General features: G+C 71.3%; 12 protein-coding genes. 10 read left to right on the forward strand and 2 right to left on the reverse strand.

Features of this window, described 5'->3' with window-relative positions; genetic code table 11:
* Positions 1-17 precede the first annotated feature (17 nt).
* Together WH85_RS09985 and WH85_RS09990 are read right to left on the reverse strand one after the other, a co-directional pair.
* Positions 18-437 (reverse strand): ferritin-like domain-containing protein, encoded by a 420-nt coding sequence (locus WH85_RS09985; RefSeq protein ID WP_045741469.1) that lies wholly within the window; start codon positions 435-437, stop codon positions 18-20.
* Between the two features lie 22 nt (positions 438-459).
* Positions 460-948, reverse strand: coding sequence for a hypothetical protein (locus WH85_RS09990; RefSeq protein WP_211275324.1), 489 nt, complete (start codon positions 946-948; stop codon positions 460-462).
* A gap of 147 nt (positions 949-1,095) precedes the next feature.
* Between WH85_RS09990 and rimP the strand changes: the two genes are divergently transcribed.
* The 10 genes from rimP (at position 1,096) to truB (ending at position 12,024) form a co-directional block, all read left to right on the forward strand.
* Positions 1,096-1,719, forward strand: a complete 624-nt coding sequence (rimP, locus tag WH85_RS09995) for a ribosome maturation factor RimP (protein WP_045741470.1) — start codon at positions 1,096-1,098, stop codon at positions 1,717-1,719.
* Positions 1,716-2,732 (forward strand): transcription termination factor NusA, encoded by a 1,017-nt coding sequence (gene nusA, locus WH85_RS10000; protein WP_045741471.1) that lies wholly within the window; start codon positions 1,716-1,718, stop codon positions 2,730-2,732. Before rimP ends, nusA begins: the two co-directional genes overlap by 4 nt.
* Before the next feature lie 34 nt (positions 2,733-2,766).
* The gene (locus tag WH85_RS48580; RefSeq protein ID WP_342669777.1) at positions 2,767-3,096 is read left to right on the forward strand and encodes a YlxR family protein; all 330 of its coding nucleotides are present in this window, start codon (positions 2,767-2,769) and stop codon (positions 3,094-3,096) included.
* 107 nt (positions 3,097-3,203) lie between these two features.
* Entirely contained in the window at positions 3,204-6,296 is a 3,093-nt protein-coding gene (infB, locus tag WH85_RS48585; protein WP_083448905.1) for a translation initiation factor IF-2, read from the forward strand.
* 181 nt (positions 6,297-6,477) lie between these two features.
* The gene (locus tag WH85_RS10020) at positions 6,478-7,506 is read left to right on the forward strand and encodes a TRM11 family SAM-dependent methyltransferase (RefSeq protein WP_045741474.1); all 1,029 of its coding nucleotides are present in this window, start codon (positions 6,478-6,480) and stop codon (positions 7,504-7,506) included.
* Positions 7,507-7,539: 33 nt separating this feature from the next.
* A complete protein-coding gene (locus WH85_RS10025) occupies positions 7,540-7,833 on the forward strand; it encodes a DUF503 domain-containing protein (protein ID WP_045741475.1) in 294 nt (97 codons plus the stop codon).
* Between the two features lie 73 nt (positions 7,834-7,906).
* Entirely contained in the window at positions 7,907-8,371 is a 465-nt protein-coding gene (gene rbfA / locus WH85_RS10030) for a 30S ribosome-binding factor RbfA (protein ID WP_045741476.1), read from the forward strand.
* Complete coding sequence (locus tag WH85_RS10035) at positions 8,368-9,381, forward strand: DHH family phosphoesterase (protein WP_045741477.1); 1,014 nt, start codon at positions 8,368-8,370, stop codon at positions 9,379-9,381. The genes rbfA and WH85_RS10035 overlap by 4 nt, the downstream gene beginning before the upstream one ends.
* A 400-nt stretch (positions 9,382-9,781) precedes the next feature.
* Positions 9,782-11,107, forward strand: a complete 1,326-nt coding sequence (locus WH85_RS10040; RefSeq protein WP_045741478.1) for an MATE family efflux transporter — start codon at positions 9,782-9,784, stop codon at positions 11,105-11,107.
* 74 nt (positions 11,108-11,181) lie between these two features.
* Positions 11,182-12,024 (forward strand): tRNA pseudouridine(55) synthase TruB, encoded by an 843-nt coding sequence (truB, locus tag WH85_RS10045; RefSeq protein ID WP_245673881.1) that lies wholly within the window; start codon positions 11,182-11,184, stop codon positions 12,022-12,024.
* Positions 12,025-12,048: the final 24 nt, after the last annotated feature.

Consider the following 12,048-nt stretch of genomic DNA (forward strand, 5'->3'; position numbering starts at 1 on the left):
GCCGAAGAGGGCGACGGTCACCCGGCCCGGCCGGGGAAGGCCATGGTCAGGGGGGTGATGCCGCCGAGTTTGCGCCACCGCGTCGCGCGAATTGCGGAGTCGGTCATCGCGGACAGAGCGTCGGCGCGTTCGGTGTCGGTGGTGACCGGGAGGACCACCCGCCAGGCCTGGGCCACACCGTCCTCGATGTGGACGGCGAGTCTCAGTGCGGACGTGCGGTCGGCGACCTCGAACGGCAGGGCGTATCCGGGTGGGTTCGGTGCGGCGCTCGCCTTGAGCTCGTCGAGCCGGTCCACCAGCAGGTCGCGGCGTTCCCGGTGTTCCTGCTCGGCGGCCCGGGCGCGGTCCTGCTCGTTGTCCTTGAGGTGCACGCCGATCAACCCGTACGCGTAGATCGCGGCCTCTTCGGCGGCGAGCGCCGCGGCCAGTTGCTCCATCACGTCGCGAAACCCTATCGGGTCAGCGCAGCGCCTCGGCGTGTGTCGCCCGGCTGGCGGCGATCGATCCAACGAGGGCGGCCCGTTCGGCGGGTGCCGTCCGGCAGGCCGCGACCGCGTTCTTCTGCGCCGTCTGCTCGGCCTTGCGCAGGTCAGCGGTGCTGTCGCCGTCGGTGGCCGAACCGGATGCGGACGGGGCGGCCACCGCCGAGGGCAGGGTCGCGCCGATCATCGTGGCGAGTTCCGTCGCGTGTGCACGATGGTCCTCGGCGAGCGGGGTGAGCCGGTCGGCCAGGGCCGGCTGGGCCACCACGGCCCGCTCGTAGGCCGCGGCCATCGTCAGGGCCTCGTCGAGCAGCGGCTGCAGCGCGTCCGGTGCCGGTGGCGGCTCCGGATCGTCGCCGAAGCATCCACCCAGTGTCGTCGCGCCCGCCACGGCTCCGGCCGTGGCCAGCACCCGTCGCCGTGTGTGTCCCGTCTCTCTGATCGCCACCCGATCAGTCAACACCATGCCGTCGACCTGCGGTGGGGGTGGATTCGGTGCGGCGGCGCTCCGGCCGTCCCCCGGGCGCGTTACGCTCTGCGTCAGCCGCGGGGCCTTTGTCTGCCCGGCGGCATATAGTCGTGGCAGCGCAAAGCTAACGAGAGGTCGAGCCCGATGACGCAGCGTGGCCGCGCCGGGGCCCGACCCGGTGGGCATCCCCATAGCCGACGCACCCGCCCCGAACCCGAGGCGCGGACCCCTGCTCCTCCCCGTGTCGACCTGACCGCGGCCCGCGCCCGGGTCCGTGCGGTGATCGAGCCGGTGGTCGCCGGGGCCGGTTACGACCTGGAGGACGTGAATCTCTCCCGGGCCGGGCGGCGTTTCGTCGTGCGGGTGATGGTCGACACCGACGGCGGCATCAGCCTGGACGACGTGGCGGTCGTCTCCCGGGCGATCTCCACGGCCCTCGACGAGGCCGAGGAGTCCGGCGGCGAGTTGCTCGCCGGGGAGTACCAGTTGGAGGTCGGTTCTCCGGGCGTCGACCGGCCGCTGACCGAGCCCCGGCACTGGCGCCGCAACATCGGCCGCCTGGTCGAGGTGGACGGGCTGACCGGCCGGATCGTGTCGACCGGTGACACGGGTGTGGTGCTGGACGTGGACGGCGTCTCGCGCGAGCTGGCGTTCGACGGGCTCGGCGCGGGCAAGGTCCAGATCGAGTTCAAGCGTATGGACGAAGCCGATTTCGGCGACGAAGACGACGATGACGATGACAATGACGAAGGGGAGGGCGAGGCATGAACATCGACCTCGCGGCGCTGCGCGCCCTGGAGCGCGAGCGGGAGATCCCGTTCGAGACGATTCTGGCGGCCATCGAGACCGCGCTGCTGACGGCGTACCGGCACACCGACGGCGCGGAGAGCCACGCCCGGGTGGCGATCGACCGTAAGAGCGGCGTGGCGTCGGTGCTGGCTCAGGAGTTCGACGCCGACGGCACGATGGTGCGGGAGTGGGACGACACTCCGCACGACTTCGGCCGGATCGCGGCGATGACCGCCAAGCAGGTGATCCTCCAGCGTCTGCGGGAGGCCACCGACGAACAGCACTTCGGTGAGTACGCGGGACGCGACGGCGACCTGATCACCGGTGTGGTGCAGGCCGACGCGGCCCGTGCCGAGAAGAACATCGTGACGGTCGACCTGGGCAAGCTCGAGGCGGTGCTGCCGCAGTCCGAGCAGGTGCCCGGCGAGCAGTACCCGCACGGCGCCCGGATCCGGTGCATCGTGGTGCACGTGGCCAAGGGTTTCCGCGGCCCGCAGATCACCCTGTCCCGCTCGCACCCGGCGCTGGTGAAGAAGCTCTTCGCCCTCGAGGTGCCGGAGATCGCCGACGGGACCGTGGAGATCGCCGCGATCGCCCGTGAGTCGGGTCACCGCACCAAGATCGCGGTGCGGTCGACCGTCTCCGGCGTGAACGCCAAGGGCGCCTGCATCGGCCCGATGGGTCAGCGGGTCCGCGCCGTGATGAGCGAGCTGCACGGCGAAAAGATCGACATCATCGACTGGTCGGACGACCCGGCCCAGTTCGTGGGCAACGCGCTCTCCCCGGCCAAGGCGCTGCGGGTCGAGGTGGTCGACGCGGCCACCCGTACGGCTCGTGTCACCGTGCCGGATTTCCAGCTCTCGCTGGCGATCGGCCGGGAGGGACAGAACGCCAGATTGGCTGCTCGGCTGACCGGTTGGCGCATCGACATCCGGCCGGACAACGAGCCTGCCGGAGTCTCGGACCGTGATGCGGCCGAGGCGGGGAACTGACCGGATACGCGTCCGGCCCGATCGAGGGGTAGACTTGGACTCGGTCGGCCCGACGCGAACCTGCGTTGGATGCCGCAACCGCGCGCCGGCCGCTTCATTGCTGCGGTTCGTCGCGGCTGGATCCGGGGAAGCTTTCCGGCTTCTGCCCGATCCTGGCCGCCGACTGCCGGGCCGGGGAGCGCATCTGCATCCCGATCCGGCTTGCTTCGCGCAAGCAGAGCGACGACGCGCCTTCGGGCGAGCGTTGCGCCTTACCGGTGTTGCTGACGCCGGTCTGCTAGCCGAGCACATTCGTGCGGTCTCCGTGCCGCACGAACCCACCGATGACGAGGCGTCGGCGCCCCGTCACGACCCAGCAAGGTAGGACGACCCAGATGAGCACACGATGAAGTCCCTGAAATGACCAGGCTTCTAGTGCACGAGTGAGGTCTGTGCGGGTACTGCTCGCACGACCTCGAAGTGAGGAGTGCAGTGCCAGGCAAGGCCCGCGTACACGAGCTCGCAAAGGAGCTCGGGGTCGACAGCAAGACCGTTCTCGCCAAGCTCAAAGAGATGGGCGAGTTCGTCAAATCCGCGTCCAGCACCGTCGAGGCCCCGGTGGCCCGGCGTCTGCGGGGCGCCCTCGAGGCAGGTTCCGGTGGCGGTTCAGCCCCGACCTCTGCCCCCTCTGCCGGCGGTGGAACCCCGTCCGGCTCTCCCAACTCGTCATCGGCCCCGCGTCCGGGTCCGCCGATGGCCCGTCCGCAGCCTCCGCGTCGTCCCGGCCCGCCGTCCGGCGGTCCGAACGCGCCCACCTCGCCGGCTCCGTCCCCGGGTCAGTTCGCCCGGCCGAAGCCGCCCGGTGGACGTCCCGGCCCGACGCCCGGTCCGGTCGCCAAGCCGGCCAGCGCGCACGACATCGAGGTGGCGGCCGCTGAGGCGCGCGCCTCAGCGCTGAAGGCCGAGCAGGAGGCCTCCGTCAAGGCTGCCCAGGCAGCTCAGGCCGCCCGCACCCGCGACGCCGAGCGTCGTCCGGGCCCGGCCGAGGGTGGCCCCGCGCGCCGCCCGGGTGGCCCCGGCCCCGGCAGTGTTCCCCCGCGTCCGGGTTCTCCGGCGGCCACCCGTGCCGCCGGTCCGCAGAACCCGCCCGGTGAGCGTGGTCCCCGTCCCGGCCCGGCCGGTGGCGCTCCCCGCCCGCCCGCGCGTGGCCCGGGTAACAACCCGTTCGGTGTCTCCGGTGGTGGCGGTCAGCGTCCGTCGCCGGCTTCGATGCCGCGTCCCAACCAGCCCGGCATGCCGCCGCGGCCGAGTCCTGCGTCGATGCCGCCGCGGCCCAGTCCCGCGTCGATGCCCGCGCAGCGTCCGGCCGGTCCCGGTGGCGGCCGTGGTGGCCCCGGTGGCGGCGCAGGTCGTCCCGGTGGTCCCGGCGGTGGCCGTGGCGGTCCCGGTGGCGGTGGCGGTGGCTTCCGTCCCGGTGGCGGCGGCGGTGCCGGTGGTGGCTTCCGTCCCGGTGGTGGCGGTGGCGGTGGCTTCCGTCCCGGTGGTGGCGGTGCCGGTGGTCCCGGTGGCGGTTTCCGTCCCGGTGGCGGCGGTCCGGTCGGTGCCGGTGCTCCGGGTCGTCCCGGTGGTGGCGGTGGCCGCGGTCGTGGCGGCGGTGCGGCGGGTGCCTTCGGGCGTCCCGGCGGCCGGCCGACGCGTGGCCGCAAGTCGAAGAAGCAGAGGCGTCAGGAGTTCGACAACCTGTCGGCTCCGCAGATGAGCTCGGGCGCTCCGCGTGGTCAGGGTCAGGACATCCGGCTCTCCCGTGGCGCGTCGCTCTCCGACTTCGCCGACAAGATCAACGCCAACCCGGGTTCGCTCGTCCAGGAGATGTTCAACCTGGGTGAGATGGTGACCGCGACGCAGTCGGTGTCCGACGACACCCTGCTGCTGCTCGGTGAGCACCTGGGCTTCAACGTCGTGATCGTCAGCCCCGAGGACGAGGACCGTGAGCTGCTCGCGCAGTTCAACATCAACCTCGACGCCGAGGTGGCGGAGGACCGTCTGGTCACCCGTCCGCCGGTCGTGACCGTCATGGGTCACGTCGACCACGGTAAGACGAAGCTGCTCGACGCGATCCGCAAGACCAACGTGGTCGCCGGCGAGGCGGGTGGCATCACCCAGCACATCGGTGCCTACCAGGTCGTCGTCCCGCACCAGGGCGAAGAGCGGGCGATCACCTTCATCGACACCCCGGGTCACGAGGCGTTCACCGCCATGCGTGCTCGTGGTGCCCAGGTGACCGACATCGTCATCCTCGTGGTGGCGGCGGACGACGGCGTCATGCCGCAGACGGTCGAGGCGCTCAACCACGCCAAGGCCGCTGAGGTCCCGATCGTGGTCGCGGTGAACAAGGTCGACAAGCCGGACGCCAACCCGGACAAGGTCCGGCAGCAGCTGACGGACTACGGCCTGCTCGCCGAGGAGTACGGCGGCGACACCATGTTCGTCAACGTCGCGGCCAAGCCCGGCATCGGCATCGACGAGCTGCTCGAGGCGATCCTGCTGACCGCCGACGCGTCGCTGGAGCTGACCGCTCCGATCGACGGCCCCGCTCAGGGTGTCGCGGTCGAGGCGCACCTGGACAAGGGCCGCGGTGCGGTCGCCACCGTCCTGGTGCAGAAGGGCACGCTGCGGGCCGGCGACTCGATCGTGGCGGGTGGCGCGCACGGTCGCGTCCGCGCCATGCTCGACGAGAACGGCAAGCAGGTCGCCGAGGCGGGTCCTGCCCGTCCGGTCCTGGTGCTCGGTCTGACCTCGGTGCCCAGCGCCGGTGACACGTTCCTCGCTGCTGAGGACGACCGCACGGTGCGCCAGATCGCCGAGCAGCGTCAGGCCCGCCGTCGTGCGGCCGCGTTCGCCAACTCGGGGACCAAGGCCACGCTCGAGACGCTCATGGCCCAGCTCAAGGAGGGCGAGAAGACCTCCCTCACGCTGGTCATCAAGGGCGACAGCTCGGGTTCGGTCGAGGCGCTCGAGGACGCGCTGTTCAAGATCGAGATCCCGGACGAGATCCAGCTCAAGGTCATCCACCGCGGCGTCGGTGCGATCACCGAGAGCGACGTCAACCTGGCGTCGGCCTCGTCCGAGCAGACCGCAACGATCATCGGCTTCAATGTCCGGGCCTCCAACAAGGTCAAGGAGATGGCCGACCGCGCCGGCGTGGAGATCCGCTACTACAGCGTGATCTACCAGGCCATCGAGGAGATCGAGGCGGCGCTCAAGGGCCTGCTCAAGCCGGAGTACGAAGAGGTCGAGCTGGGCACCGCGGAGATCCGCGAGGTCTTCCGCTCGTCCAAGATCGGCCTCATCGCCGGCTGTATCGTCCGGTCGGGTCTCATCCGCCGCAACACCAAGGCGCGCATCCTGCGCGAGGGTGTCGTGGTGGCCGAGAGCGTCACGATCAGCTCGCTCAAGCGGTTCAAGGACGACGCCACCGAGGTCCGCGAGGGCTTCGAGTGTGGTCTGACCCTGAGCGGCTTCGGCACTCCGCAGATCGGCGACGTCATCGAGACCTGGGAGATGCGCGAGAAGCCTCGCGTCTGATCGACCCAGCGATGGACGGCCTCGGTGCTTCGGCACCGGGGCCGTTCCCCTTTCTCCACCCTTGGGGGTACGCGCTACCCGGCGTACCGTGGCTGCCGCGCGAGGCGCCGCACCGGCACGCCTGTGCCGCGACCGCCGGGCTGAGCTGCCCACCTTCCGGGGCGCCTGAAAGGATGTCGGCATGTCCCGGTATGCCATGCTGCTCGCCCCGTCCGCCAACCGCGTCTACGCCGATCAGGCGTCCCGGATCTCGCAGGCGGAACTGGCCGGGTTCAGCCCGGTGCTCTCCGCCGAACTGTCCGGGATCGACGCCACCACGATCGGCGGTGTGGAATACCTCACCTTCGACGGTGAGCTGACCACCCGTGACATCGCCTACCTGTCCAACCTCTCGTCGGCGTACGCGTTGTTCGAGCGGGTCGACGAGGAGTTGCTCCGTCCGCTCGCCCTCAGCCCGCTGGCCCGTTACGACAGCGACCTGATCACCATCCCGAAGTACGCGGGCAAGACCAACGAGCAGTTCACCAAGCTGGTGCTGAACCTCACCCTGCTCGGCTCCGCCTTCGCGCCGCGGATGCTCGACGGCAACCTCACCGTCCTCGACCCGCTGTGCGGCCGCGGCACCACGCTCAACCAGGCTCTGATGTACGGCTTCGACGGCATCGGTGTGGAGATCGACGGCAAGGACGTCGAGGCGTACAAGCTGTTCCTCCAGACCTGGCTGAAGCGTAAGCGCCTCAAGCACTCCGCCGAGCTGGTCCCGGTGCGCCGGCAGGGTCGACGGGCGGCCCGCCGGCTGGAGGTGACCCTGGCGGCCAGCAAGGACGACCACAAGGCCGGCGCGGTGCAGAAGCTCATCGTGCTGAACGCCGACACCACCGGGCTGGACGGCCTGATCAAGGGCAATGTCGCTGACCTGATCGTCACCGACCTGCCCTACGGGATCGCGCACGGCAGCTACGAGGAGGACGGCGGCGGCATCTCCCGGCGCCCGCTGGACCTGCTGGAGCGGGCCGTGCCGGAGTGGCTGAAACTGCTGCGCCCGGGTGGTGCGATCGGTATCTCCTGGAACACCAAGGTCGCGAAGCGGGAGCTGGCCGAGGACATCCTGCTGGCGAACGGCCTGAAGCTGATCGAGTTCCAGCCGCTGGCGCACCGGGTGGACCAGGGCATCGAGCGTGACGTGCTGGTGGCCCGGAAATACAGCTGAATCCGGTGCGGCCCGGGCGTAACCTGCTCGCTGATGTATACCGAGACCGCAATCTTCGACCTGCTCCTGCCCGGTGATTCGCAGTCGCTGAAGCAGAAGCGCTCCTATGTCCGCCCGATCATCGCGATGCTCCGGAAATTCGAGGTGAGCGCCGCCGAGGTGGGTTTCCACGACCTGCACGGCCGGGCACAGATCGGTGTGGCGGTGGTGGCCGCCGAGGCGGCTCAGGCGCGGGCCGTCGTCGACACCTGTGAGAACCAGGTGGCGGGCCGTCCCGAGATCGAGTTGCTCTCGGTCAAGCGACGGCTGTACGGCGACGAGGACTGACGTGGGTACGCTTCAGCAGTTAAGGGCGGGGGCCGGTGCGGACCCGCGGGATCCATAGTCGGAGGTGGGCGATATGTCGGACCCAGCCAAGACACGTCGGCACGCTGAGCGTGTCCGGGAGTTGGTGGCTTCGCTGGTGCGGGAGATCAAGGATCCCCGTCTCGGCATGGTGACGATCACGGATGCCCGGCTCACCGGTGACCTTCGTGAGGCCACGGTGTTCTACACGGTGCTCGGCGACGTCACCGAGCAGGCCGGCACCGCAGCCGCGCTGGAGAGTGCCAAGGGCATGCTGCGCAGCCGGGTCGGTCACGCGCTCGGCCTGCGGCACTCGCCGAGCCTGGCGTTCGTGCTGGACAACGTGCAGACCCACGTCAAGGAGATCGACGACCTGCTCGCCGCGGCACGCCACCGCGACGAGGAGGTCCAGCGGCTCGCCGCCGGCAAGCAGTACGCCGGTGACGCGGACCCGTACAAGTCGGATGACGAGGACGAGGACGACGCCGAGCGGGTCGGTGCCCGCGAGGATCAGGGGTGACCCTGCCCTCCGGGCCGTCGGCCGACCAGTGGGCCGCCGCGGTCGCGGCGGTCCGCTCGGTCGGTGCCGACGACGAGGTGCTGCTGATCTGTCACGTCAACCCGGACGGGGACGCGCTGGGCAGCATGCTCGGTTTCGGTCTGGGACTGCGGCGGCTCGGGTTCACGCGTGTGCACGCGACGTTCCCGGGTGTGTTCACGGTTCCGGGGCCGTACACGGAGATGCCCGGCCTGGATCTTCTGGTGCCGGAGGCGGAGGCCTTCGCCGATCCGCGGCTGGTCCTGGTCTTCGACGTGGCGAGCGAGTCGCGTCTGGGTGGTCTGGCCGGCCGTCTCGCCGCTCCGCGCAGCGTGGTGCTCGACCATCACGCGTCGAACGCCGGTTTCGGCGGGGTGCGCCTGGTCGACCCGCATGCGGCGGCGACCTCGGTGGTGGCCGACGAGCTGCTGTCGCGGCTGGGTGTGCCGCTGGACACCGGCATCGCCGAGTGCTTCTACATCGCGCTGGCCACCGACACCGGCTCGTTCAGGTTCGACATGACCACGCCGGCGGTGCACGAGCTGGCCGCTCGCCTGATCGCCACCGGCATCCGGCCGGGTGACATCTCCCGCCGGATCTTCGACAGCGGCCCGTTCGGGGCGATGAAACTGACCGGTGAGGTGCTCGGCCGTGCGGTGCTCGACGAGTCCGCGGCCGGCGGCCGGGGCATGGTCTGGACCTGGGCGACGCTCGACGACCTGGACCGTCACGGTCAGCCGCCCTATGTGCTGGACACGCTGATCGACCCGGTGCGCCGGGTGGCCGAGGCGGACGTGGCGGTGGTGGTGAAGCAGACCGGCGCCGCCGAGTGGTCGGTCTCGATGCGCAGCAAGGGCGCGGTCGACGTGAGCGCGGTGGCGATGACGCAGGGCGGCGGCGGGCACCGGCTGGCCGCCGGTTTCACCGGTCACGGCGAGGCGCGGGACGTGGTCGACACCGTCCGCCGCCTCCTCGACCTGCACCTCACCTGATCGTGTGTCCCGGATCCCGGGATCCGGCCGTCCGGGCCGGTGCTGAACGATAGTTTGGGAGCTGAACGGTGATTTGGTTCCCGCGCGGCTGACACCGGCCGCCTTCCGTGGGGACCACGAGCCACCCGGGTCCACCGGCCCGGGCCGGTGTCCCTCTCCGCCTCCCGGCGATCCCGGGACCGGCCACGGACACCCTGCTCGACCGCTTCCGGGCGCCGCGACGCGCCCACCAGATCCGTGGAAGGACATCCTGATGGCTGCCAAGCCGAAGCCGCCGCCTGCCGACGACGCCCGTGAGCAGGCCCGCCGAGCCTTGCAGACCTCGCTGGACACGCGCCAGTAGGTGTAAGTGACGGGCTGCCTTGCGGCCCTTACATGTGGGCGGGCATCATGGGACACCATGAGCCCGCCTGCCGACGGTTCCCGCACCGCCTCCGCCCGCCGGATCGCCTCTCTCGCCCTGCCCGCCCTGGTGGTGCTGGCCGCCGAGCCGCTCTACGTGCTGGTGGACACCGCGGTGGTGGGTCACCTGGGCGCGGTCCCGCTCGCCGCGGTCGCGGTCGGCGGCACCACCATGTCGGTCGCCGTCTGGTTCGGCATCCTTCTGGCGTATGGGACGACCGGCCGGGCCGCCCGCCGGTTCGGCGCCGGCGACCGGGACGGCGCGGTCGCCGAGGGGGTGCAGGCGTCCTGGCTGGCCCTCGCGGTCGGCCTGCTGCTGGCCCTGCTCGGTCTGCTCTTCGCCGGGCCGCTCGCCCGTGCGCTGGCCGGCAACCCGGAGACCGCCGACGCCGCCGCGGACTGGCTGCGCATCGCCGTGCTGGGCATTCCCGGTCTGCTGCTCGCCGCGGCCGGCAACGGCTGGATGCGCGGCGTGCAGGACACCCGCTGCCCGCTGACCATCGTGCTCGGCGCCAACCTGCTCTCCGCCGTGCTCTGCCCGGTCCTGGTCTATCCGCTCGGCCTCGGCCTGACCGGCTCGGCCATCGCCAACGTCACCGCCCAGTCGGTCGGTGGCGGCCTGTTCCTCGCCGCGCTGATCCGCGAGACCCGCGAGCTGCGCCCGGTGCCGGCGGTCATCCTCCAGCAGGTGGTGCTCGGCCGCGACCTGCTGATCCGGGGCGGCGCCTTCCAGGTCTGCTTCCTCTCCGCCACGGCGGTCGCCTCCCGGTTCGGCGTCGCGGCGGTCGGCGCCCACCAGATCGGCCTGCAGCTGTGGTTCTTCGCCGCGCTGGTGCTGGACGCGGTGGCCATCGCCGCCCAGTCGCTGGTCGGAGCGGCGCTCGGTGCCGACGACGCGGACGAGGCCCGGGACGTGGCCCGCCGGGTCACCGTCGCCGGCGGGATCTCCGCCGTGGTCTTCGCCGCCCTGGTCGCGGCCGGTGCCTCGGTCGTGCCCCGCTGGTTCACCGGCGACCCGGCGGTGCACGACCAGGCCGCGGTGATCTGGCCCTGGTTCGTGGCGCTGCTGCCGTTCGCCGGTGTGGTCTACGCCCTGGACGGGGTGCTGATCGGGGCCGGGGACGTGGCGTTCCTGCGCACCTCGACGGTGATCGGCGCGCTGCTCGGCTTCCTGCCGATGATCTGGCTGTCGTACGCCCTCGACCTCGGCCTGGGCGGCGTCTGGGCCGGCCTGGGCCTGCTGATCATGACGCGGCTGGTGGCGGTGGTGTGGCGCTGGCGGTCCGGGCGATGGGTGGTGCTCGGCGTGGCCCGGCAGCCGTGAGGCCGGGAGACCCCGCCTAATAGGGTGGTCGGGTGAACACGGACGGACTGATCGTGGTGGACAAGCCGGCCGGGATGACGTCGCACGACGTCGTCGCCCGGATCCGGCGGCTGGCGAAGACCCGGCGGGTGGGGCACGGCGGCACGCTCGACCCGATGGCCACCGGTGTGCTGATCATCGGGGTCAACCGGGCGACCCGGCTGCTGACCTACGTGATCGGCTCGCGGAAGAGCTACACCGCGACGATCCGGCTCGGCCAGAGCACGGTGACCGACGACGCCGAGGGCGAGGTGACCGCCACGACGTCGGCGGCCGAGGTGACCGACGAGGCGATCCGAAACGGTCTGGCCGCCCAGCGGGGTGAGATCGACCAGGTGCCCAGCGCGGTGAGCGCCATCAAGATCAATGGGCAGCGGGCGTACAAGCGGGTGCGCGACGGTGAGACGGTGGAGATCCCGGCCCGCCGGATCACCGTGTTCGCCCTGGACGTGCTGGACATCCGCCGCGACGAGCCGGACGTGGTGGACGTGGACGTCGACGTGACGTGTTCCTCCGGGACGTACATCCGGGCGATCGCCCGGGACCTCGGGACGGCCCTCGGCGTCGGCGGGCACCTGACGGCGTTGCGGCGTACCGCCGTCGGGGGACTGACCCTGGACTCGGCGGCCACCCTGGAGGACCTTGAACAGCGGGCTCCGGACGTGATCGGCCTGCCCCTGGCGGAGGCGGCCCGGCAGTCGTTCCCCCAGCGCACGGCCACCGAGGAGGAGACCCGGACGCTGCGGCACGGCGGTCCGCTGAGTGCGGTCGGCATCGAGGGGCCGTATGCGGTCTTCGATCCCGCCGGTGAGGTGCTCGCCGTCGTCAGCGAGCGTGAGGGGCGGGCCCGGGCCGAGATCGTCCTGGCCCCGGCCTGATCGATACGCTGGGTCTCGACAGAA

Origin of the sequence: Actinoplanes rectilineatus (genome assembly GCF_000962825.1) — a bacterium.
GTDB classification, from domain to species: Bacteria; Actinomycetota; Actinomycetes; order Mycobacteriales; family Micromonosporaceae; genus Actinoplanes; species Actinoplanes rectilineatus.

Excerpts from the sequence above, each read along its gene's own strand:
- truB (WP_245673881.1), top strand. The coding sequence starts at position 11,182 with ATGACGTCGCACGACGTCGTCGCCCGGATCCGGCGGCTGGCGAAGACC.
- WH85_RS10020 (WP_045741474.1), top strand. The coding sequence starts at position 6,478 with ATGTCCCGGTATGCCATGCTGCTCGCCCCGTCCGCCAACCGCGTCTAC.
- rbfA (WP_045741476.1), top strand. The coding sequence starts at position 7,907 with ATGTCGGACCCAGCCAAGACACGTCGGCACGCTGAGCGTGTCCGGGAG.
- nusA (WP_045741471.1), top strand. The coding sequence starts at position 1,716 with ATGAACATCGACCTCGCGGCGCTGCGCGCCCTGGAGCGCGAGCGGGAG.
- WH85_RS09990 (WP_211275324.1), bottom strand. The coding sequence starts at position 948 with ATGGTGTTGACTGATCGGGTGGCGATCAGAGAGACGGGACACACACGG.
- WH85_RS10040 (WP_045741478.1), top strand. The coding sequence starts at position 9,782 with ATGAGCCCGCCTGCCGACGGTTCCCGCACCGCCTCCGCCCGCCGGATC.
- rimP (WP_045741470.1), top strand. The coding sequence starts at position 1,096 with ATGACGCAGCGTGGCCGCGCCGGGGCCCGACCCGGTGGGCATCCCCAT.
- WH85_RS10025 (WP_045741475.1), top strand. The coding sequence starts at position 7,540 with ATGTATACCGAGACCGCAATCTTCGACCTGCTCCTGCCCGGTGATTCG.
- WH85_RS09985 (WP_045741469.1), bottom strand. The coding sequence starts at position 437 with ATGGAGCAACTGGCCGCGGCGCTCGCCGCCGAAGAGGCCGCGATCTAC.